19 protein-coding genes are annotated in these 22515 nt (G+C 65.7%); 5 read left to right on the plus strand and 14 right to left on the minus strand.

Going from position 1 to position 22515, the window contains the following annotated elements:
- Positions 1–127 precede the first annotated feature (127 nt).
- The 5 genes from recA to dapA form a co-directional block, all read right to left on the minus strand.
- Positions 128–1201, minus strand: coding sequence for a recombinase RecA (recA, locus tag D619_RS0110345; protein ID WP_026090938.1), 1074 nt, complete (start codon positions 1199–1201; stop codon positions 128–130).
- 110 nt (positions 1202–1311) lie between these two features.
- A complete protein-coding gene (locus D619_RS16365; RefSeq protein ID WP_017668518.1) occupies positions 1312–2865 on the minus strand; it encodes an ATP-binding protein in 1554 nt (517 codons plus the stop codon).
- A gap of 31 nt (positions 2866–2896) precedes the next feature.
- Positions 2897–3562 carry a sulfite oxidase-like oxidoreductase gene (locus tag D619_RS0110355; protein WP_017668519.1) on the minus strand — a complete coding sequence of 222 codons (666 nt, stop codon included), beginning with the start codon at positions 3560–3562 and terminating at the stop codon, positions 2897–2899.
- A gap of 13 nt (positions 3563–3575) precedes the next feature.
- Positions 3576–4058, minus strand: a complete 483-nt coding sequence (gene smpB / locus D619_RS0110360; RefSeq protein ID WP_017668520.1) for an SsrA-binding protein SmpB — start codon at positions 4056–4058, stop codon at positions 3576–3578.
- Positions 4058–4942: a 4-hydroxy-tetrahydrodipicolinate synthase gene (gene dapA, locus D619_RS0110365; protein ID WP_017668521.1), complete on the minus strand. Its 885-nt coding sequence runs from the start codon at positions 4940–4942 to the stop codon at positions 4058–4060. The genes smpB and dapA overlap by 1 nt, the downstream gene beginning before the upstream one ends.
- 89 nt (positions 4943–5031) lie before the next feature.
- Between dapA and D619_RS0110370 the strand changes: the two genes are divergently transcribed.
- Positions 5032–7026, plus strand: a complete 1995-nt coding sequence (locus tag D619_RS0110370) for a lytic transglycosylase domain-containing protein (protein ID WP_017668522.1) — start codon at positions 5032–5034, stop codon at positions 7024–7026.
- 9 nt (positions 7027–7035) lie between these two features.
- Here D619_RS0110370 and D619_RS0110375 read toward each other — a convergent pair whose 3' ends face one another.
- Together D619_RS0110375 and aspS are read right to left on the minus strand one after the other, a co-directional pair.
- On the minus strand, positions 7036–7824 hold the full coding sequence (locus D619_RS0110375; RefSeq protein ID WP_017668523.1) for a hypothetical protein: 789 nt from the start codon (positions 7822–7824) through the stop codon (positions 7036–7038).
- 73 nt (positions 7825–7897) lie between these two features.
- A complete protein-coding gene (gene aspS, locus D619_RS0110380; RefSeq protein ID WP_017668524.1) occupies positions 7898–9679 on the minus strand; it encodes an aspartate--tRNA ligase in 1782 nt (593 codons plus the stop codon).
- 93 nt (positions 9680–9772) lie between these two features.
- Between aspS and rnd the strand changes: the two genes are divergently transcribed.
- The gene (gene rnd, locus D619_RS0110385; protein ID WP_017668525.1) at positions 9773–10942 is read left to right on the plus strand and encodes a ribonuclease D; all 1170 of its coding nucleotides are present in this window, start codon (positions 9773–9775) and stop codon (positions 10940–10942) included.
- Here rnd and D619_RS0110390 read toward each other — a convergent pair.
- From D619_RS0110390 to D619_RS0110405, 4 genes are read right to left on the minus strand one after another with little or no spacing between them, the layout of a single operon-like run.
- Entirely contained in the window at positions 10939–12465 is a 1527-nt protein-coding gene (locus tag D619_RS0110390; RefSeq protein WP_243442635.1) for a Ppx/GppA family phosphatase, read from the minus strand. The genes rnd and D619_RS0110390 overlap by 4 nt on opposite strands.
- On the minus strand, positions 12458–14644 hold the full coding sequence (locus D619_RS0110395) for an RNA degradosome polyphosphate kinase (RefSeq protein WP_017668527.1): 2187 nt from the start codon (positions 14642–14644) through the stop codon (positions 12458–12460). The genes D619_RS0110390 and D619_RS0110395 overlap by 8 nt, the downstream gene beginning before the upstream one ends.
- Before the next feature lie 50 nt (positions 14645–14694).
- Positions 14695–15306 (minus strand): hypothetical protein, encoded by a 612-nt coding sequence (locus tag D619_RS0110400; RefSeq protein WP_017668528.1) that lies wholly within the window; start codon positions 15304–15306, stop codon positions 14695–14697.
- Between the two features lie 10 nt (positions 15307–15316).
- Positions 15317–16552, minus strand: a complete 1236-nt coding sequence (locus D619_RS0110405) for a hypothetical protein (RefSeq protein ID WP_017668529.1) — start codon at positions 16550–16552, stop codon at positions 15317–15319.
- A gap of 83 nt (positions 16553–16635) precedes the next feature.
- Between D619_RS0110405 and purM the strand changes: the two genes are divergently transcribed.
- Positions 16636–17736 (plus strand): phosphoribosylformylglycinamidine cyclo-ligase, encoded by a 1101-nt coding sequence (gene purM / locus D619_RS0110410; protein ID WP_026090941.1) that lies wholly within the window; start codon positions 16636–16638, stop codon positions 17734–17736.
- On the plus strand, positions 17729–18667 hold the full coding sequence (gene purN, locus D619_RS0110415; protein ID WP_017668531.1) for a phosphoribosylglycinamide formyltransferase: 939 nt from the start codon (positions 17729–17731) through the stop codon (positions 18665–18667). The genes purM and purN overlap by 8 nt, the downstream gene beginning before the upstream one ends.
- A gap of 26 nt (positions 18668–18693) precedes the next feature.
- On the opposite strand, the gene D619_RS17340 is transcribed toward purN, so the two are convergent.
- Positions 18694–19134, minus strand: a complete 441-nt coding sequence (locus tag D619_RS17340; protein ID WP_017668532.1) for a DUF3237 family protein — start codon at positions 19132–19134, stop codon at positions 18694–18696.
- 221 nt (positions 19135–19355) lie between these two features.
- Between D619_RS17340 and D619_RS0110425 the strand changes: the two genes are divergently transcribed.
- Positions 19356–20234: a hypothetical protein gene (locus D619_RS0110425; protein ID WP_017668533.1), complete on the plus strand. Its 879-nt coding sequence runs from the start codon at positions 19356–19358 to the stop codon at positions 20232–20234.
- 93 nt (positions 20235–20327) lie between these two features.
- On the opposite strand, the gene ndk is transcribed toward D619_RS0110425, so the two are convergent.
- Both ndk and D619_RS0110435 read right to left on the minus strand, forming a co-directional pair.
- Positions 20328–20750, minus strand: a complete 423-nt coding sequence (ndk, locus tag D619_RS0110430) for a nucleoside-diphosphate kinase (protein ID WP_017668534.1) — start codon at positions 20748–20750, stop codon at positions 20328–20330.
- Positions 20751–20850: 100 nt separating this feature from the next.
- Entirely contained in the window at positions 20851–22326 is a 1476-nt protein-coding gene (locus D619_RS0110435; protein ID WP_017668535.1) for a leucyl aminopeptidase, read from the minus strand.
- Positions 22327–22515: the final 189 nt, after the last annotated feature.

Below are 22515 nucleotides of genomic sequence, written 5' to 3' on the forward strand. Positions count from 1 at the left end.
TTGATTGCGCATGAGCGCCGTCCAGGTCAACCGGGCCAGGCTGGTGGTGGTCCCCAGCTCGGAAACAAGAAAGGGGCAACCTGCACAAGGTTGCCCCTTTCTCATGGGTTCGGATGGAAACCGAAGATCACATCTCGTCGTCGCCCGCGTCGTCCTCCGCCGATGGCCCAACCAGCAGCGCCTCGGAAATGCCGGTGGCATTGTCCCGGATGATCTTTTCGATCTTGGCTGTGGTTTCCGGATTTTCCTTCAGATATTTCTTGGCATTCTCGCGGCCCTGGCCGATGCGGATGCTGTCGTGGCTGAACCAGGCGCCGGACTTCTCGATCACACCGGCCTTCACACCCAGATCGAGAATTTCGCCGATCTTGGAGATGCCCTCGCCATACATGATGTCGAATTCGACCTGCTTGAACGGCGGCGCCACCTTGTTCTTCACCACCTTCACGCGGGTGGTGTTGCCAACGATATCATCCCGATCCTTGATCTGGCCGGTGCGGCGGATGTCGAGACGCACGGAGGCATAGAATTTCAGCGCGTTGCCGCCGGTCGTGGTTTCCGGGTTGCCGTACATCACGCCGATCTTCATGCGCAGCTGGTTGATGAAGATCACCAGGCAGCGCGAGCGACTGATCGAGCCGGTCAGCTTGCGCAGCGACTGCGACATCAGGCGGGCCTGCAAACCCACATGGCTGTCCCCCATTTCGCCTTCGATTTCGGCGCGCGGCACCAGCGCGGCCACCGAATCGACCACCAGCACATCAATGGCGTTGGAACGCACCAGCGTGTCGACGATCTCCAGCGCCTGTTCACCCGTATCCGGCTGCGAGACGATCAATTCGTCGATATTGACGCCGAGTTTCTTGGCATAGACCGGGTCGAGCGCATGTTCGGCATCGACAAAGGCCGCCGTGCCGCCGCCCCGCTGGGCTTCGGCAATGGCATGCAGGGCCAGCGTCGTTTTCCCCGAGCTTTCCGGGCCATAGATTTCCACGACACGGCCGCGCGGCAGGCCGCCGATGCCGAGCGCGATATCGAGGCCGAGCGAACCGGTGGAGATCGCTTCCACCTCCATCGCGTCACGCTGGCCCAGCTTCATCACCGAGCCCTTGCCGAACGCACGGTCAATCTGGGCCAGGGCCGCTTCGAGTGCTTTTTGCCGATCCATTCCCGATTCCACCACTTTTAGAGCAGATGCCATGACCCGATCCCTTCCCTGAAGCCGCGATCCAAATTCGTCAACGGCTTTTGATGTACACCAATTGTTCTAGGTGAACAAGAGGAGAACATGCGTCGGCGAATTTATCAGATTCAGCTCTTCAGGGGCTGTGCCGTGGCGATGGCGGCGACCAGTTCGGCCAGTGCGAAGGGCTTGGCCAGAAAGCGGATTCCGCGGGCATCGGCTTCGCGGTGGCGCGGCAGTTCGGCATAGCCCGACATGAGCACGATGCCCATTTGCGGCCACATGCGCGCCGCTTCGAAGGCCAGTTCCACCCCGTCGATGCCGGGCATCATCACATCGGAAACCAGCACGTCAAAGGTCTGCCCGTCGCGCAATATGGCCAGCGCCACCATGGCATCGCCAGCGGTGGTGACCACACAGCCCTTGCGTTCGAGCCCGCGGGCAAACACCGCCCGCACCGACGGTTCGTCTTCCACCAGCAGCACGCGGCGGCCGGTCGCGATCGGTTCGGGCGGCACTTCCACCACGGCGCGATCGGCCACGACGGCCGCCGGCTGCGGCCGGCCCGGCAGATAGAGCGAAAAGGTGGTGCCGCGCCCGCCAGGCCCCGGCTTGGCAAAGATATAGCCGTCCGATTGCTTGACGATGCCATAGACGGTGGAAAGGCCCAGCCCCGTCCCCTGCCCTTGCGGCTTGGTGGTGAAAAAGGGTTCGAAAATCTTGGCGGCAATATCGGGCGGGATGCCGCTGCCGGTATCGGAAACATCGATGGACACGAAATCGATGGCCGGCATCATGGCGTGGCCGAGCGCGGACACATCGCGGCGCAGCACATCGGCGATGCTGATCACCAGCCGGCCATTGCCTTCCATGGCATCGCGGGCGTTGACGGCGAGATTGACGATCACCTGTTCAAGCTGGCCGGGATCGGCGCGCACGTAGAACAGCCCCGGCGACGCGGCGATATCCAGTTCGATCGCCGGGCCGAGCAATTTCACCAGCAGCGGCCGCAGTCCCTGAATCAATTCGCGCACGCACAGCAATTGCCGGTTCTGCGGCTGCTGGCGGGCAAAGGCCAGCAACTGGGCGACCAGATTGGCGCCGCGCTTGCCGTTGTGCAGGATTTCCACCACAGCATCATGTTCGGGGCCGGGTTCGGGAAAACGTTCCAGCAATTGTTCGGCATGGCCAAGGATGGCGGTGAGCAGATTGTTGAAATCATGCGCCACGCCGCCGGCCAGCTGGCCCACGGCCTGCAGCCGGGTGACAGCGGCCACCTGCGCTTCCAGCCTGATCTGCTCGCGAATGTCGCGCATGACGACAAGGGCCGCAGCGCCATAGCCTGGCGGGGTGGACATCACGTTGATATCGCGCACTTCATCGGGGCGCTCGGCCAGCGCCAGGCGCAAGACCTGCGCGTCGCCACCGGCCAGCACATCGGCCACCGCGCGCGACAACATGCCGGCATCATCGCCCACCACCATCGCTTCGGGCCGCATGCCCGGGCGCCAGCCGGTACCGGCCGTGGCCTGCATGGCATCATTGCCGGTGACGATGCGGCCCGAGGAATCGAGCAGCGCCACCGCAATCGGCAGGTTCATTAGCAGCGAGCCGATCCACGGGCTCGCCAGCCCTTCGGCATAGGGCGCAGGCCAGGCAGACGGACTGGGCTTGAAGCTCATCCAGTCGTTCACGGCGGCAGGGGCAGTGGGTTCAGTTATAGCGCTGCTCCGTCCAGGGATCGCCGTCGTTGTGATATCCTCGTAGCTCCCAAAAGCCCGGTTTGTCCACGGCCAGAACCTCGATGCGAGTCAGCCATTTGGCGGACTTCCAGAAATACCAGCGCGGGATGATCGCCCGCACTGGGCCACCATGGTCGCGGGAGAGCGGCACCCCGTCGTGGGCGTGGGCGATCAGGCAATCATCGCCCGCAAAACGCGCCAGCGTGACATTGGTCGTGTAGCCATCCGCGCCGTGCAGCACGACGACATTGGCCTGCGGCAAGGGCTGCACCACGCTGAGCAACTGGCTGGTGGCGACGCCCTGCCAGCGATTGTCAAACCGCGACCATTGGGTGACGCAGTGAATGTCGGACACGTCCTCCACCTGCGGCTGGGCCATGAACGTCGCCCAATCCCATGTGATCGGGTTGGCCACGGCGCCATCGACTGTCAGCCGCCAATCGGCCCTGGCGATATCGGGTTTCACCCCCAGATCGAGCACCGGCCAATTGGTGACGAGGCGTTGGCCGGGCGGCAGGCGGTTGGCATGATCGGGATCAGCCTTGCCGGTGAGCAGGCGGCCACTTTGCGCCCAGGCCTGCTTGATGGCGACGAGCTTGTCCCGAATACTGCCGCCGTTGCCGTCCCCCTGCGACATCAGTCCCGCTCCCTCAGCCGCGATCCCTGAGCAGCCGCGCCTTGTCGCGCTGCCAGTCGCGTTCCTTCGACGTCTCCCGCTTGTCGTGCAGCTTCTTGCCCTTGCCCAGCGCAATCTCGATCTTGGCCCGCCCGGTGCGGTTGAAATAGAGCGTCAAGGGCACGATCGTCATGCCCTGGCGGCTGACGGCGGTTTCCATCTTTTCGATTTCCCGCGCGTGCATCAGCAATTTGCGCGGCCGCTTCGGTTCGTGATTGAAGATATTGCCGTGGGAAAATTCCTGGATGGTGGCGTTGATCAGCCACATCTGGCCATCCTTCACCTCGGCAAAGCTTTCGGCGATGCTGGCCTGGCCCTTGCGCAGCGATTTGACTTCGGTGCCTGTCAGCATGATGCCGGCTTCCACCACGTCCTCGATATAATATTCAAAACGCGCGCGCCGGTTCTCGGCGACGGTCTTCGCTTTCACCCCGATTTCAGGCTTTGGCCGCGCCATTACACCAGGCCAGCGTGCACAAGTGCGGCGTCGACCGCCGCCTTCGATGCCGCCGACGGTTCGATGATCGGCAGGCGCACTTCAGGCGACATGCGGCCCAGCCGGTGCAGCGCATATTTGGTCGGGCCCGGCGAAGAATCGCTGAACAGGGCAGCGTGCAGCGGCTGCAGGCGATCGTTGATGGCGAGGGCAGCAGCATAATCCCCGCGCAGCGTGGCTTCCTGCAGTTGGGCAAACAGCCGCGGCGCCACATTGGCAGTCACCGAAATCGCCCCCACCCCGCCATGGGCGTTGAAGCCAATGGCCATATCGTCATTGCCCGAAAGCTGGATGAAATCCGGGCCGCAGGCCAGACGCTGCTGGGCAACGCGGGCAATATTGCCGGTGGCATCCTTCACGCCGATGATGCGCGGCAGCCGAGCCAGGGCGGCAATCGTCTCGACACTGATATCGGCGACGGTGCGCCCCGGCACGTTATAGAGGATGATCGGCAGCGTCGTCGCATCGTGCAGGGCGGTGAAATGCGCAATCAGGCCGGCCTGGCTGGGCTTGTTGTAATAGGGCACGACGATCAGCGCGGCATCGGCGCCCACTTTCTCGGCATGGGCCAGATGCGCCAGCGCCGTGCGCGTATCGTTGCTGCCGCAGCCGGCGATCACCGGCACGCGCTTGTTCGCCACCTCAACGCAGGCGGTGATCACGGCATAATGTTCGTCATTGGCCAGCGTCGGCGATTCGCCTGTGGTACCCACCGGCACCAGGCCGTGGCTGCCTTCGCTGATCTGCCATTCGACATGGGCCGCAAAGGCATCAAGATCCACCGCACCGTTCTTGAACGGCGTGACCAGCGCTGGAATTGAGCCTTTTGGCGTGAGTCCATTCATTGCCTGTTCCTTTGCCGCACCCTATCACGGGTGGCATGCACAGTGAGCGCAATAGAAGCGGGTGGGCCGCCCTGTCCAGCATTGCCGTAGTGGCCAGCCTCTGCCTGGCGGTGCCGGCCGTTGCCCAATCGCTCGATGCCGCCACCATTGCCCGTTATCAGGCGCGACTGGCCGACAATGAAAGCGGGCGCTTTGCCCTCTTGTCGGGCGCACCGCTGACGGGCGGCCAGACGGTTGCCGTGCTCGAAGAAGTGGTGACGTGGGACCGGCTGCGGCGCGAGGCCTACAAGGCAAGTTTCAGCGACTATGCCGCCTTCCTGGCTGGCCATGGCGACTGGCCGGCGGCGACCACTATCCGCCGGCTGGCCGAACGCAGCATCACGGATGCAACGCCTGCTGATCAGATCGTGCGCCACTTCGGCAAGGTGCCGCCACTCACCGCCGAAGGCAAATGGCGTTATGCGGAAGGCTTGGCGGCCACTGGCCAAGCCGCCGCCGCCAGCTGGGCGCGCGATGCCTGGGATTCGGCCGGCCTGGACGAGGCGCAGGAAGCCCGCCTGCTGGCCCGCTTTGGCGACCGTTTGCGCCCCGAAGATCATGCCAGCCGCATGGACCGGCTGTTGTGGGCCAATCGCATCACGCCGGCCGGCCGCATGCTGGCCCGTGTCGACACCGATACCCGCCTGTGGGCGCTGGCACGGATCGCCGTGCAACGCGGCGCGCCGGACGTGGCGGCACGGCTGGGCGTGGTGCCGGAACGGCTGCGCCGCGAAGCCGGGCTGGTGCTGGACGAAGCGCAGTGGCTGATCCGCAGCGGCCGCGCCGCCGAGGGCCATGCGATGCTGGCGGGCAACGCCACGGCGCGCGTTTCCGGCGGGCCGCTGACGCTGGGCCAGGAAAGCTGGCTGAAGGCACGGCTCGATATCGGGCGGGCGCTGTGGCGGGCTGGAAACAGCGAGCGGGCGCGGGCCGTGCTGGCCGGGCACGGGCTGGACGCCGCCGGCATGTCAACGCGCCCACTGGCCGAGCGCGCCCATCTGCTCGACAGCGAATGGCTGGCCGGCTGGCTGGCCCTGCGCAAGCTGAACCAGCCCGCCCAGGCCATGATCCATTTCCGCGCGGCCCGCGCCGTGGCGCAATCGCCGATCAGCCAGGCCCGCGGCGATTACTGGGCCGGCCGCGCTGCCGAAGCCGCCGGCCAGCAGGCCCTGGCCCGGCAATTTTACGCCGCTGCTGCCCGCCACCCGGATTATTTCTATGGCCAGTTGGCCAGCGAGCGACTGGGCCAGCCGCTGGCGCTGGCGGGCCGGCCGCTGCCCGCCGTTGATGCCACAGCCGCCGGCAATTTCCGCGCCGAAAGCCGGGTACGCGCACTCTATGCCCTCGCCGACGTCGATCGCAGCCGGCAAACCATCTTCCTGAAGCAACTTGCCGATACCGCCGAAACCCCGCTGCGTGCGGCGTTGGTGGCTGGCCTGGCCGGGCCACTCAATCGCCCTGATGCGGGTGTGCACGCCGGCAAGGCCGCCCGCGGCACGGCGGAGCTGGCGCTGATCTCCGCCGCCTTCCCGGTGCTGCCGCTGCCCGAAAGCCTGGCTTCGCGCTTCGCCATCATCCACGCCATCGCCCGGCAGGAAAGCCAGTTCGACCGTACGGCACGCTCAAGTGCCAATGCCCTTGGCCTCATGCAGCTGGTGCCCGCAACCGCCGCCGAACAGGCGCAGAAGATGGGCCTGCCCGCCAGCCCAGCCAGCCGGCTGACACAGGATCCGGTGTGGAACGTCACGCTGGGCAGCGGTTTCATCGAACGGCTGCGCGGTGCCTATGGCGGCTCGGCGCCGCTGGCGGTGGCGGCCTATAATGCCGGGCCAGGCAATGTGCGGCGCTTCATTGCCCAGAACGGCGATCCCCGGAACGGCGATATCCTCGACTGGATCGAGAGCATCCCCTTCTCCGAAACGCGCAACTATGTGCAACGCGTGCTGGAAAATGCCGTGGTCTACGAAACGCTCTATCCCGATCATGCGGTCACGAAAGGCCCCAACCGGCTGAGCGAGTGGCTGGGCAAGAGCACGCCGGGCTGATGCCGGGGGCTAAACCAGCTTCTTGCCGAGTGCCTTTTCGGCAATCTTCACCAGTTCTGCATCCGGCTCCGGCCAACTGAGATCAACGCCGGCGCCCAGCGCTTCGCAGATCAGTTCCAGGCTGCGCACCCGTGCCCATTTCTTGTCGTTCGCGGCCACCACATGCCAGGGCGCGGTGGGCGGCGAGCATGAACGGAACATGTCTTCATAGGCCTCGAGATAGGCCGCGCGCCGAGACCGGTTGTGGTAATCATCCGCGCCGGTCTTCCAGCGTTTCCACGGCGTCCTGATGCGTTCTTCCAGCCGCTTGTCCTGCTCATCCTGCGTGATGTGCAGGAAGATCTTCACCAGCCGCACGCCATCGGCGAGCAGGAGGGCCTCGAAATCGTTGATTTCCTCGTAGGCCTCGCGCCAGCGCGGTTCCGGCGTGAAGCCATCGACCCGCTCCACCAGCACCCGGCCGTACCAGGTGCGATCGAACACGGCGATTTCGCGGTTGCCGGGCAGGCGCTGCCAGAAGCGCCACAGATAATGCCGCGCCGCCTCCTCACGCGTGGGCGCCGCGATCGACCAGACCTTGCAGAATCGCGGATCAAGCGTCGCGTTCATCCGCGTCACCAGCCCGCCCTTGCCCGATGCATCCCAGCCTTCGATGGCCACGATGCCCTTCAGGCCCTGCATGATATAGGCGGCCTGGATCAGCTCCAGCCGGTGCTGCAACGCTTCCAGCTGCGCTTCATAATCGCCGCGCGGCAGATCATGATCGACTTCGAAATCGGCGAGATTGTGCGGGCTCATGGATAGCCACGCTAACGCACGGATGCACCAGTGCAAGACCAATCACCTCTCCCCGGCGGGGAGAGGTGAACCCTTAGTCCACGATGCGGATATGCAGCTCGCGCAGTTGCTTGAGCGTCACCGGCGCCGGCGCGTTCATCATCAGGTCTTCGGCCTTCTGCGTCATCGGGAAGACGATCACCTCGCGGATGTTGGGCTCGTCCGCGATCAGCATCACCATGCGATCCACGCCCGGCGCCGAACCACCGTGCGGCGGCGCGCCGAACTTGAAGGCATTGATCATGCCGGAGAAGTTCGCGTCCACCTGTTCCTGGGTGTAGCCGGCGATTTCGAACGCCTTGTACATGATGTCCGGCCGGTGGTTGCGGATCGCGCCCGACGACAGTTCGACGCCGTTGCACACGATGTCGTACTGATAGGCCTTGATGGTCAGCGGGTCCTGGGTTTCCAGCGCCTCCAGCTCGCCCTGCGGCATCGAGAACGGATTGTGGCTGAAGTCGATCTTCTTGGCGTCCTCGTCATATTCGAACATCGGGAAATCGACGATCCAGCAGAATTTGTAGGCGTTCTGCTCGATCAGGCCCAATTCGGTGCCGATGCGGGTGCGCGCCAGGCCAGCCAGCTTGGCGGCCTGGGCTTCCTTGCCGGCGGCGAAGAAACAGCCGTCATCGGGGCCAAGGCCAAGCGCCTCATACAGCGCCAGCATGCCGGCTTCGCCATGGTTCTTGGCAATGGGGCCGCCGAACTCGCCGCCCTTGCGGGTGACATAACCAAGGCCGGCATAGCCTTCGCTGCGCGCCCACTCGTTCATGTCATCGAAGAACTTGCGGCTCTTGTCGGCGGTGCCCGGGGCCGGGATGGCGCGCACCACGTTGCCGCCTTCCACCATCTTGGCGAACAGGCCGAAACCCGAACCGACGAAGTGGCTGCCGACATCGCTGATGATGATCGGGTTGCGCAGGTCCGGCTTGTCGTTGCCGTACTTCAGCATCGATTCTGCATAGGGAATGCGTGGGAACGCCCCCTTGGTGACGCTCCACGGATCGCGGCCGCCGAAGCCGGAGAATTCCTCGAACACGCCGGCCAGCACCGGTTCGATGGCCGCGAACACGTCTTCCTGGGTGACGAAGCTCATTTCGAAATCGAGCTGGTAGAATTCGCCCGGGCTGCGGTCGGCCCGCGCGTCTTCATCGCGGAAGCACGGCGCGATCTGGAAATAGCGATCAAAGCCGGCCACCATCAGCAGCTGCTTGAACATCTGCGGCGCCTGCGGCAGCGCATAGAATTTGCCGGGGTGCACACGGCTGGGCACCAGATAATCGCGCGCGCCTTCCGGGCTCGATGCGGTGAGGATCGGCGTCTGGAACTCGGTGAAGCCCTGATCGATCATCCGGCGACGCAGCGAGGCGATCACCTGGCTGCGCAGCATGATGTTCTGGTGCAACCGGTCGCGGCGCAGATCGAGGAAGCGATATTTCAGGCGGATATCCTCGGGATATTCGGCTTCACCCGCCACCGGCATCGGCAGCTCATCGGCGGTGGATTGCACCACGATATCCTTGGCGCGCACTTCCACTTCGCCGGTGGGCAGGCGGGCGTTGATCGCACCGGCATCGCGCAGCACGACCTCTCCGGTGATGGTGACGACCGATTCCACCCGGATCTTGTCCAGCACCGGGAACGCCGGCGACGACGGGCCGGCAACGATCTGGGTCAGGCCATGATGATCGCGCAGATCGATGAACAGCACACCACCATGGTCGCGCTTGCGATGCACCCAGCCCGACAGGCGAACCGTCTGGCCGGCATCGGCGGCGCGCAGGGCGGCGCAAGTGTGAGAGCGATAAGCGTGCATATATCCCGCGATCCGGCAACTTTGTTTTGAAGGGCGGCTAGCACACGTCATTCACCGCTTTGTCAAGCGGCGAGATTGGGTGTAACGGGCGCCATGCTGATTCATCCGCTGGTGACGGACACCGCGACTCTCGAACAACTTTGTGCCCGCTGGGCCACCGCCGATTTTGTCGCGGTGGATACCGAGTTCATGCGCGAGAGCACCTATTACCCCGATCTGTGCCTGGTGCAGGTTGCCTGCCCGAACGAAGCCGCCGCCATCGACCCCAAGAGCCCCGATCTCGATCTGGCGCCGCTGCTGAAGCTGCTGGTGGAAGAACCGGTATTGAAGGTGTTCCACGCCGGCGGCCAGGATCTGGAGATCATCTACAATCTCACCGGCAAGACACCGCAGCCATTGTTCGACACGCAGATCGCCGCCATGGCGCTGGGGCTGGGCGAACAGATCGGCTACACCAACCTGGTGGCGGCCTATGCCAACATCCAGGTGGATAAAGGCGCCCGCTTCACCGATTGGGCGCGGCGGCCGCTGAACGATCGCCAGATCGATTATGCCATTGGCGATGTCACCCACCTCGCCCGCCTGTTCCCCCGGATGGTGGACAAGCTGCGCCGCACCGGCCGCGGTGAGTGGCTGGACGATGAAATGGCGCGCGCGTCCGATCCCGCCACCTATGCCAATGATCCGGAACGCGCCTGGCTGCGCCTGCGCCTGCCCAGCCGCAAGGCCGATGTGCTGGGCCGGCTGAAGGCGCTGGCGCGCTGGCGCGAACTGGAAGCGCAGGACAAGGATGTGCCGCGCGGCCGCATCGTGAAGGACGAAACGCTGGCCGATCTCGCCTCCTCCCCGCCGCGCAGCCAGGCCGATCTGGCCAAGGTGCGCGGGCTGTCGGCGGCGTGGGGCGGCAATGCCATCGGCGCCCGGCTGATGGCTGCGCTGGAAGACGCAGCGCCGCTGGAAGCCGACGAAATGCCGGCGCGCGAACCGCAGCGGCCCGGCCTGTCAAGCGAAGGCGCGCTGATCGCCGATCTGCTCAAGCTGCTGCTGAAGATTCGCGCCAAGGAAGCCGGCGTGGCGCCGCGCCTGATCGTGCGCGCCGATGATCTGGAACTGCTCGCCGCCGGCCAGCGCGAGGGGCTCGACATGCTGCAGGGCTGGCGGCACGATATTTTTGGCGCCGATGCCCTGGCGCTGGTCGAAGGCCGGCTGGGTTTTGCCGTCTCTGACGGCAAGCTCAAGATGAGCCAGTTGAGCGGCGATTAGGCCATTTCCAGCTGCGGGCTCAGCCCGAGTGCACTGCCCAACAGTTTCAACCGGCGCTGCACGGCGTCCCCACCAGCCAGATCGGCCTGCGGCTGGCCCAGCCGCAGCAGCAGCGTGTCGCCATGGCGTTCCAGCCGGCTCGCCGCCAGGCCTACGGCCGTGCCGCCGGTCAGGCGCTGGCCCAGCCGCAGCGCCAGCCCCCAGGCACGAGCGCGCACCAGCAGCGGCACTGGCGCCAGTGCGATCAGGGTATTCATTACCGGCGCTTCCGGATCGCCGCCGAAGCAATAGTGCAGGGCGCAGGCCAGCGCCGCGCGTTCGGCGGCGGTGACTGCCACCCAATTGCCGTGCAGCGCCACGTCCACACCGCGTTCCGGGCGGAAATCCGGATGAGCGCGCCAGGCGATATCGGAAAGCAGGCATGCCGCCAGCCGCAAGCGCCGGTCCCCGGCCGGCTCGTCAGCAAACAGCGGGTCCATCCAGTCGAACAACATGTCGCCATGTTCGGCAAAGCGGCCCTGGCGCGCGCCTTCCGCCCTGGCGGCGGTGATCAGCGGATCGAGCGCCTGATCCTGCGGCGACAGATCGGCATAAAGCAGCCCTTCGCGCAGGCCGAAGCCCGACGCAATGACGCAGGACGATCCCAGTTTCTTCACCACCGCCGCCAGCAGCATCGCCGCGCCCGGCAGCGACGGCAACCGCGAGGTGGACAGATGTGGCACCGCCTTCAGCGTGGCGAGTTCGGTGTGCGACAGGCTGCGAAACAATTTGCCCGGCGCGGTTGCCGGCATTTCATACTGGTGGACGATGGGCAGCGGATGGCCCGTCATCCAGATGTGGATCTGCGCCAGCGCCCGCCACGATCCGCCCACCATGTAGAAGGGCTTGCCCTTGCCCTCGCCGGACCAGTCCACCTTGTCCAGCGCCTTGGCGATGAACGGGCCAAGCGCACGGCGGTCGCGCTTGCGCACCGCGTCCAGCCGTAGCGCACCGATCGGCAGGCTGATGCGATTGCCCATCTCGCCGCCCGAAACCCGGATCAGTTCCAGGCTGCCGCCACCCAGATCACCCACCACACCATCGGCAAGGGGAATGCCCGACACCAGCCCCATGGCGGCACCGCGCGCTTCGGCCTCGCCATCGATCACCTCGATCGCCAGCCCGCATTCAGCCGCCACCCGGTTGATGAACGCCGGCCCGTTCTTCGCCTCGCGTACTGCCGCGGTGGCCACGGTGCGGACGTTCATGACGCCCATTGCCCGCACCAATGCGGCAAAGCGGCGGAGCCCGGCCACCGCCACATCCATGGCATTGTCGCTCAACCGGCCATTGGCGGCGATGCCCCGCCCCAGCCCGGCCATGACCTTTTCGTTGAACATGGTTTCCGGCATGCGGGTGCGGCCGTGATAGACGACAAGCCGGATGGAATTGCTGCCAATGTCGATGATGGCGCAGCGGTCATCGCCAGCCGGTGCCGGGCTCAGGCCAACTTTGCGCGCCAGGTTGAGCACGGGTTCAGGCAAGCCCGGCGGCATCGCTCTGCTCGCTCAGATCCTCGTCTTCATCCGGCAGCATCAGCACCGGCACGGCCTTCGCGTCCTTCATCTGGCCACGCCCCGAAAGCGAGGGGTTGGTCATGAAATAGCGGTGCAGGTTGAACGGCTCTTCGCGGTCGTCCACCACGCGGGTGTAGCGGCCATCGGCTCCCAGTTCCCAGCTCTGCTGATTGTCCTTCAGATTGGCCAGCATCACCTGGTTCAGCACCTGGGCGTGCACGGTCGGGTTCTCGATCGGCACCATGATCTCCACCCGGCGATCAAGGTTGCGCGGCATCCAGTCGGCGGACGAAATGAACACGCGTGCATGGCGGCTGGGCAATTCATGCCCGCCGCTGAACACGCAGATGCGGCTATGTTCCAGAAAACGCCCGATCACGGATTTCACCCGGATATTGTCCGAAAGCCCGGGCACGCCCGGCTTCAGGCAGCAGATGCCGCGCACGATCAGATCAATCTCCACTCCGGCCGCGCTGGCTTCATAGAGTTTCTCGATGATGCCGGCATCCACCAGGCTGTTCAGCTTCACCCAGATGGCGGCGGGGCGGCCGGCGCGGGCGTGGGCGATTTCCTCGTCGATCAGCCCATAGAGCCGGCTGCGCATGGCCAGCGGCGCCATCGCCAGCTTTTCCAGCTTCGTGGGCTGCACATAGCCGGTGATGTAGTTCATCACCTGCGCCGCATCGCGGGCGAGCAAGGGGTCGGCGGTGAAGAAGGACAGATCGGTATAGATGCGCGCCGTGATCGGGTGATAATTGCCGGTGCCGAAATGCACATAGGTGCGGATCGCCGCCCCTTCGCGCCGCACCACCATGCTCAACTTGGCGTGCGTCTTCCATTCCACAAAGCCATACACCACCTGCACGCCGGCGCGCTCCAGCTCGCTGGCCCAACGGATATTCTGTTCCTCGTCGAAGCGGGCTTTCAACTCGACCACCGCCGTCACCGATTTGCCAGCCTCGGCCGCATCGATCAGGGCGCGCACGATGGGTGAGTTCTTGCCGGCGCGATACAGCGTCTGCTTGATGGCGATCACATCCGGATCGGCCGCGGCCTGGCGCAGGAAGGCCAGCACCACTTCAAAGCTTTCGTACGGGTGGTGAACCACCAGATCCTTGCTGCGGATGGCGGCAAAGCAATCGCCGCCATGTTCGCGGATGCGTTCCGGGAAACGCGGCGTGTGCGGCTCGAACTTGAGATCGGGCCGGTCTTCCTCCACCAGCAGCGCCAGATCATTGATGCCCAGCACGCCCGAAACCAGGATGGTGTCGCGCTCATCCACGCCCAACTGGCTCTTCACCAGCATCAGCAGGCCGGGCGGGGCGTTTTCCTCCATGGTGAGATGGATGACCTCACCGCGGCGGCGACGCTTCAGCGCCGTCTGGTAGAAACGCACCAGATCTTCGGCTTCTTCTTCCACTTCGATATCGGAATCGCGGATCACCCGAAATGCGCCATCGCCCACCAGAGCATAGCCGGGGAACAACTGATCGAAGAAGGCGCGAATGGTGTTTTCAAGGCTGATCCAGCGCACCGCCTTTCCGGGCAGACGGATGAAGCGCGGCAGCATCGCCGGCAGCATCAACAGGGCGCGCAGCAGTTCATCATCAGACTGGCGGCGCAATTCGAGGATCAGCGAAAACCCCTTGTTGGGGATGAACGGGAACGGGTGCGCCGGATCGATCGCCTGCGGCGTGAGCACCGGGAAGATCTGATCGAGGAAATGCGATTGCAGCCAGTCGCGCTCCGCCTTGCTGAGCTTGCCGGCAGTGACGACGTGAAAATCAGTGCGCGCCAGTTCTCTGGTCAGCAGGCTCCACACCCGCTGCTGTTCCTCCATCAGGTGATCGGCCTGTTCGGCGATGGCAACCAGCTGCTGGGCCGGGGTCATGCCTTCGGCGCTCACCGTATCGATATTGGCCCGCACCTGGCCGCGCAGGCCGGCAACGCGGACCATGAAGAATTCATCGAGGTTGTTGCCCGAAATCGACAGGAAGCGCAGCCGTTCCAGCAGCGGGTGCGCGCGGTTCATGGCTTCGGCCAGCACGCGTTCGTTGAACGACAGCCACGACAGCTCGCGGTTGAAATAGCGCTCGCTGGCCGGAAGGGCGGCGGCGACAAACGGGGTGGCGGCGGTGGTGGGCATCGCCACAGCCTTAGCCCGCAACGCGCCTTCTGGGTAGAGGGACGCGGCGTTCAGAAGCCGAATTCGCCCTGCCCGTCCACCACTTCGCGGGCCAGCGGGATGGTGATGGCGCGGCGGCGGGCCAGTGCGGCGGCATCCAGCGCGTCAACAGCAGCCCGTGCCGCCACCAGGCTGCGTTCGATGCGCACCACCAGCCAGCGGATCAGATCATCGCCCACCTTGATGCCGCGTTCGGCAAACAGCTTGGTCAGCACGGCGGCGAGCAGTTCGTCATCCGGTTCCCCCAGCCGCACCAGCGGCGTGGCGGCCAGCCGGCTGGCCAGATCAGGCAGGCCATGGCCCCAGTCGCGCGGGGCCAGCGGGCTGGTGAGCAGCAGCGGCATTTCGCGGCTGGCGGCGTTCCAGGCGTGGAACAGGCGTTCCGGATCTTCGCCTTGGGCGTTTTCGATCACCATGGCCTGGCTGTGGGCGGCAAACCAGCGCGCCAGGTGGGTCTTGCCGCTGCCGGCCGGGCCCACCACCAGCGTCACCGGCACCGGCCACAGGCCAGGTGCTGCCAGCCAGGCTGCCGCGGCGCGATTGGCTTCGGTGATGGCCAGCCGATCGGGGCTGAGATCAACCGGCCAGGCCAGCGGCAGTGCCGGTTCAGGCGCCTCAATCACCAGAGCCGGCTCACGGCGTTGGCGGGGCGGCTGCTGCCGCGGGGGGCGGGGCGGCTGCTGCCGCGGGTGGCGGGGCCGCTGTCAGCCTGCGCAGCACCAGTTCGCTGCCAACGCGTTCCAGCCCCCAGCCCCGCGCCGCCAGTGCCTCGCGCAGCGCAGCCTCACCGCCGGGCATGGCCACTTCGGCGCGGCTGGTACCGCCCACCGCCACCTGGGCCATCATCACGTCACCAGCGATCCCGCGCAGCAGCCGCTCGGCTGCGGCCAGGCTGGCATTGTCGGGCGTGACCGCGGCAACCATCAGCGTGGTCACATCAGGCGGCGGCGTGCCGATCATCACATCTGCCGCGATGATCGCGCCCACATCAATCGCCAGATCGGCATCGGCACGCAGCCGGCCTTCGCGCAGCGCCTGCGCATAAAAGCCGTCAATGCCCTTCACCCCTTCATCCAGCAGCCGCGCCAGCCCGGCCTCGCTGCCCACGCGCAGCGCCAGGCGGCCGAGTTCCTGGCCACTGGCGCCATGGCGGGCGATGAACAGGCCGCGGATCGGCCCGCCGGGATATTGGCGGGTCAACCGCGCTTCGGCGACCAGCACATCCACCGTGTCAAACCTCGTGATGATGCTGCGCCAGCCGGCCGGATCGCTGCGCCGCACCTGCGCCGCGCTCAGCCACAGATTGTCGGCCGCGGTGCCGCCGGGCAGCACATAATCGATCGGCGTCACATTGCCCTGCCAGCGGCCCCAGGCATCGCGCCAGGCGGTGCGGGTCTGCGTCACCTGCGCGGCGCCACCATCCACCAGCAGCGGCAACAGCAGCATCGGCGGCGATTGCAGGCTGGCCGCGCCGCCCACATAGTCGGCCGCCCGGCTGCGATCGAACACCACGCCCAGCCGCGCGATATAGCGGGTGGCCGAAAATTGCTCGCCCTGGCTTTCGATGCCGGCAACCATGCTGTCGATCTGGCCATCGGAAAGCCGTGGCGCCTCGGCTTCGGGCCGGTTTGCCAGCCGCGCCCACAGTTTCGGCCAGGCCCGGCGCATGGCCTGCGTCCAGGCGGCGCGGCGGGCATCGTCCACCGTTTTCGCCGTCACATCCACATCGATGCCGCCCACGGCATAGGCGCTGCCCGCCCCATCTGACGGATCAGACGCCGGGCGTTCGGCCTTGGGGCTGGCCTGCTGGGCAACGGCAATCACCGCGATCAGGCCGGCACCGGCAAACAGGGCAAGAATGCGCTTCATGAGGGGCTGTTTAGGGCGGGGACGCCACGCTTGCCAAGCCACGATGCTGGCGCTCCGCTCCGACTGGCGCTATGGCGGCGCGCATGAGCGAAAAACGCCCCCTTACCCCCCCTCTTACCTATGCCGATGCCGGCGTGGATATCGCTGCCGGCAACGCACTGGTGAAGATGATCGCCCCGCTGGCCCGGGCCACCGCCCGGCCGGGGGCGGATGCGGAACTGGGCGGCTTTGGCGGTTTCTTCGATCCCAAGGCGGCGGGTTACAAGGATCCGCTGCTGGTTGCCGCCAATGATGGCGTCGGCACCAAGCTGAAGCTGGCGATCGAGACCGGCCGGCACGACACGGTGGGCATCGATCTGGTCGCCATGTGCGTCAACGATCTTATCGTGCAGGGTGCTGAGCCGCTGTTTTTCCTGGATTATTTCGCCACCGGCAAGCTGGAGAACGGCGTTGCGGCCCGCGTTGTCGCCGGCATTGCCGATGGCTGCCGCCAAGCCGGCTGCGCCCTGATCGGCGGCGAGACGGCGGAAATGCCCGGCATGTATGCGGCCGGCGATTATGATCTGGCCGGCTTTGCCGTTGGCGCCGTCGAACGCGGCGAGCAGCTCACCGGCGACGGCGTGGCGCCCGGCCAGCTCATTGTTGGCGTCGCGTCATCCGGCGCGCACAGCAACGGCTATAGCCTCATCCGCCGCATCCTTGCGCGTTCCGGCGCCGATCTGGACGCCCCCGCCCCGTTCGATACCAGCCGCAGCCTCGCCGAAGCCCTGCTGGAACCCACCCGCATCTATGTGAGGCCGCTTCTCCCCCTGATCCGCGCGGGCCGTATCAAGGCGCTGGCCCACATCACCGGCGGCGGCTTCCTCGAGAATATCCCGCGCGTGCTGCCCGCCGGTTCGCGTGCATTGGTCGCCGCCCCCACGCTGCCGCCGCTGTTTGACTGGCTGCGCGCTGAAGGCGGGGTCGCGGCGGCCGAAATGGCGCGCACCTTCAACTGCGGCACCGGCATGGTGCTGGTCGTGGAGCGCAGCGAAGCCGAAGCCGTGATTGCGGCACTGAACGAAGCGGGCGAACAGGCCAGCGTGATCGGCGAGATCATTGCCGGCAGCAAGGGCTGCGAAATCCACGGCGCGCCCGGCCAGTGGGGCGAAACCGCCGCCTGGACGGCCAGTCACGATGCCTGAGAAGGCCCGCGTTGGCGTATTGATTTCGGGTCGCGGCAGCAACATGGCCGCGCTGCTCTACGCCAGCCGGCTCTATGATTGCCCCTATGAGATCGTGGTGGTCGGCAGCAATGATCCCGCTGCGGCCGGGCTTGCGCTGGCGTCGGCCGAGGGCATCCCCACCTTCGCGCACAGCCACAAGGGCCTGAAGCGCGCCGAGTTCGACGCGATCATCACCCGCGAACTGGAGGCAGCCGGCGTCACCCACATCGCATTGGCCGGCTACATGCGGTTGCTCTCCGCCGAATTCGTCACCCACTGGCAGGGCCGCTGCCTCAACATCCACCCATCGCTGCTGCCCAAACACAAGGGCCTGCACACCCACGCAGCCGTGCTGGCCGCCGGCGAGCTTGAGACGGGCTGCACCATCCACATCGTCACCCCCGAACTCGACGATGGCCCGATCCTGGGTCAGGCCCGCATCAAGGTGCTGTCCGGCGACACGCCCGAAACGCTGGCGGTGCGGGTGCAATATGCCGAACACCAGCTTTACCCGCGCGTGCTCGCCGATTTCGTCTCGGCGGCGGATTGCCCCAAAGCCCTGCTGGAACGCGTGCGCGGCCTCGCGCTTAACCTGCCGGCCGCCGCCGAGAAACTCTCCCACGGCTCGCCCGGCTTCTTCGTCGAAGGCGGCAAGTTCTTCGCCTATTTCAGCGACAACCACCACGGCGACGGCATCACCGCGCTGCTGTTGAAGGTCTCCGGCCTCGACGAAGCCGCCATGTTGATCGAGCAGGACCCGGATCGCTTCTTCCGCCCCAAATATTTCGGCCCCGCCGGCTGGGTGGGCATCGTGCTGACTGACGGGCCGGACTGGGCGATGATCGAGGCGATGCTGAGCGCGGCTTGGCGCCTGTGTGCGCCCAAGCGGCTGGCAATGCTGCCAATTTGATCGCTCAAGATCTCGACTTCAGCCAGTCACTGCAAGAAGCCCTGAAGTGAAACCTTCCCGGCTTCCAGATCGGCCGTTCCCGTCGCCCAGATCTGCCGACCATTCACCCAGAGATGCGATTCATGGGATGTCGTCAGGCGCACATTCTCGGCCAGGTCGATGATCGGCTCGCCGGCACGAAATCGACCGATGCCGTCAGCCCACATGGCGATAAGAACGCCGTTGCCTGCGTCGATGGTCGCGTGAATGTTCAGCTCAAGTACGCCGTCAGGTCGCAAGAAGGCAAAATCGGTGCCGCTGATCGACCCCTGGAGCCTGCCCTTCACCTGCCCGGCAAATCCGGCATCAAATCGCGCGCCATGCAGCGGCGGCGCCGCCGTTCCCGCCACGACATCAGCGAGGCTCAACCCATACTCGATCGTGCCCGTCAAATCGACGACATACTCGTAGATCTTTTCGCCCAGCATTGTGGCTCCCCCCAAATCCCGATTGCCAAGGCTGCCCGATAAAGGAGATGAGCGCAAATCGCCGTTACCATGACGTGGGTGCGTTTTCTTCCAGTTGGCGATGCTGTGCCCTTCTGACACGCGGGAAATGCCGAAACCATTGCCCCCGGCAGGCGCCTCGCCTATTCCAGCGATGCAGCCGACGCGCAAAAGGGCGCGGCCATGCAACGGGGGACGATCTGATGCGATATTTGTTTCTTGCTGCGGCCTTGGCCGGGCTTTTGGCGCAACCGTTGCTGGCCCAGGAAGCAGCCGTCGCCACCGCGCCCGTCGCGCCTCCGCTCAGCCTCTTCATCGACGGCAAGGGGCCGAACGGGATGAGCGATCTGCCCATGGGCGTGAAGCGGATTCCCGACAGCAACATCGTCGTTTCCGGCCACCAGAAGGGCGGCGCGCTGGGCATGTTGTTCGGCGTTGTCGGCGTGGCCATCCAGAGCGCAGCCAACACCGATGCCGGCGGCAAGCGGACGAACGACATCCAGGACGCGCTGCGCTTCGACGTCGCCGGCCGGGCCACCGAACTGGCCACCAGCATGCTGGCCGAGGAGGAATATCGCGGCGCCTACACGCTCGCCAGCGAGGAGAGCCCGTCGGCCATGCCGGTGGTACCCTATATCGTCCTCACCTTCGTCAACCCAACCGACGTGCGGCCCTATATCGTGCTGAAGACCAAGCTTGAGCCCGAAGCCGGCAGCAAGAAGCCCAAGACCATCAAGTATTTCTGCTGCGAAGGCCCGGCGATGCCGCTGACCGGTGAGGGCAGCCTCACCGAAAACAACGGCGAGAAGCTGAAGGCCCTGCTCAACACCGAGCTGGAAACCGCCATGCGCCTGATGCTGACGGACCGCCACCGGCCGTTCGCGCGCAATGATGATGCCAGGCTGGATATCAACGGCTCGCTGCCCTTTGTCGGCAAGCCGATCAAGTGGCGGGGCTGGGACCTGGGCAGCTACAAGGATTACAAGCTGCTCGAATTTCGCGGCGGTATGATGGTGTTTAGCGGCGTCCACGCCGTCGAGCCGGGCGCGCTGGAGATCACACCCTATGTGAAGAAGAAGTGACGCGCCGGCTGGCACAATCTGCCGCGGGAAGATAAGCACGAAAAAGGGCCGCAGCATGCGCTGCGGCCCTTTCAATACGCGAGGCGCGTCGGATTAACCGACGATCTCGGTCTGCGCGAAGAAATAGGCGATCTCGATCGCGGCGTTCTCGTCGCTGTCCGAGCCGTGCACGGTGTTGGCTTCGATCGATTCGGCCAGTTCCTTGCGGATGGTGCCGGCATCGGCGTTGGCCGGGTTGGTGGCGCCCATGATGGCGCGATAGGCCGGAACGGCGTCTTCGCCTTCCAGCACCTGCACGACGACCGGGCCGCTGATCATGAACTGCACCAGTTCACCGAAGAAGCCGCGCTCGCGGTGGACGGCGTAGAAGCCCTCGGCCTGGGCTTGCGTGAGGTGCAGGCGCTTTTGCGCCACGATGCGCAGGCCGGCGCCTTCGATCATCGCGTTCACCTTGCCGGTGATGTTGCGACGGGTGGCATCGGGCTTGATGATCGAGAAGGTGCGGGTTACGCCCATGGAAAATTCCTGTGTTGCAGTGCGGGAAGAAAGGATGCGCGGCCCCCTACAGGCCGCGCCCCCTGATTGCAAGCCGTGAGCGCGTGGCTCAGCCCCAAAATCAGCCTTCGAAATTGTCCGCCACGAAGCGATCGAGCAGGCGCACGCCATAGCCCGTGGCGCCCTTGTCGTGCAGCGCGCCGGGCTTGTTGGCCCACACGGTGCCGGCCACATCGAGATGGGCCCATTTCACGCCGGGCTTGATGAAGCGGCCGATGAACTGCGCCGCGGTGATCGAGCCGCCTTCGCGCGGACCGACGTTCTTGATGTCGGCAATGTCGCTGTCGATCAACTTGTCATAGGCGTCGCCAATCGGCATCCGCCACAATTTCTCGCCAACCGCCGCGCCAGCGGCTGCCAGTTGCCCAGCCAGGCCATCATCATTGCAGAACATGCCGGCATGTTCATGGCCCAGGCTGATGATGATCGCACCCGTGAGCGTGGCGAGATCGACCACCACTTCCGGTTCGAACCTTTCCTGCGCCCACCAGATCGCATCGCACAGCACCAGCCGGCCTTCGGCATCGGTGTTGATCACTTCCACCGTCTGGCCGTTCATGGTGGTCACCACGTCGCCGGGGCGCTGGGCATTGCCATCGGGCATGTTCTCGACCAGGCCAACGACGCCCACCACATGCGCCCTGGCCTTGCGCGCCGCCAGCGCGTGCATGGCACCGGTCACGGCCCCTGCCCCGCCCATGTCCCACTTCATGTCTTCCATGCCGGCGGCCGGCTTCAGGCTGATGCCGCCGGTATCGAAGGTGACACCCTTGCCGACCAGGCACAGCGGCTTCACATCCTTCTTGCCGGTGCCGTTCCAGCGCATGGCGAGAATGCGCGCCGGCCGCACCGAGCCCTGCGCCACGCCCAGCAGCGCGCCCATGCCGAGCTTCTTCATCTCGGCATCATCAAGGATGGTCAGTTCCACGCCCAGCGCCGCCAGGTCGCGGGCGCTTTCGACAAAGCTTTCCGGGTAGATGATGTTCGGCGGTTCCGAAACCAGCGTGCGCGTGCGCGCCACGCCGCCGGCAATCGCCATCAGCCGATCGTGCGCGGTCACCTCGCCGGCGCCGACAATGGCAAGGCTGGTTAGCGTCGGCTTCTGCTTGGCCTTTTGCGTGGTGCGATACTGATCGAACCGCCACGACCGCAGCACCGCGCCATGCGCCAGATGCGCGGCCAGATCGCCCGCGGCGACGCCGGCCACATCCACGCTCGCCGTGGTTTCCCCGCTCAGCAGCAGCCGCGCCGCGATGGCGCCGCCGATCCGTTCGGCCACGCTGGCATCGATCTTGTCGGCAGGGCCGGTGCCGACCAGCAGCAGCCGCGACGCCGTCAACCCGGCGGGGGCGAGCAGCTCCACGATGCCGCCCACGTCACCTTCGAAGCGCGCCGCCTTCGCGGCGGCCTGCACGGCGCCATTGCAGGCGGCATCGGCGGCCTTGGCCCCGGCAGAAAGCGCACCATCCGGGCCGGCAAATACCACCAGCGCGGCCGCAGCTTCGGCAACCGCCGGCAGATAGGAAATGGCGAGCATGGTCTTCCTTTCGATTCGAACAGGCGCTTTGATTAGGCGCTCACCCTGCTCGCGCCAAGCAGATGGTTGCAGGCCCGTCATGGCCCGGCTATCGACCAACTGTGCTCGCTTCTGCCCCCCAACCAGCCTTACGCTCTGGCCTGCGTCGTGGCCTGCTGCTGGCGGCGGCCACGGCTGCATCGGTCCTGG

This window comes from Sandarakinorhabdus sp. AAP62, from assembly GCF_000331225.1.
GTDB lineage: Bacteria > Pseudomonadota > Alphaproteobacteria > Sphingomonadales > Sphingomonadaceae > Sandarakinorhabdus.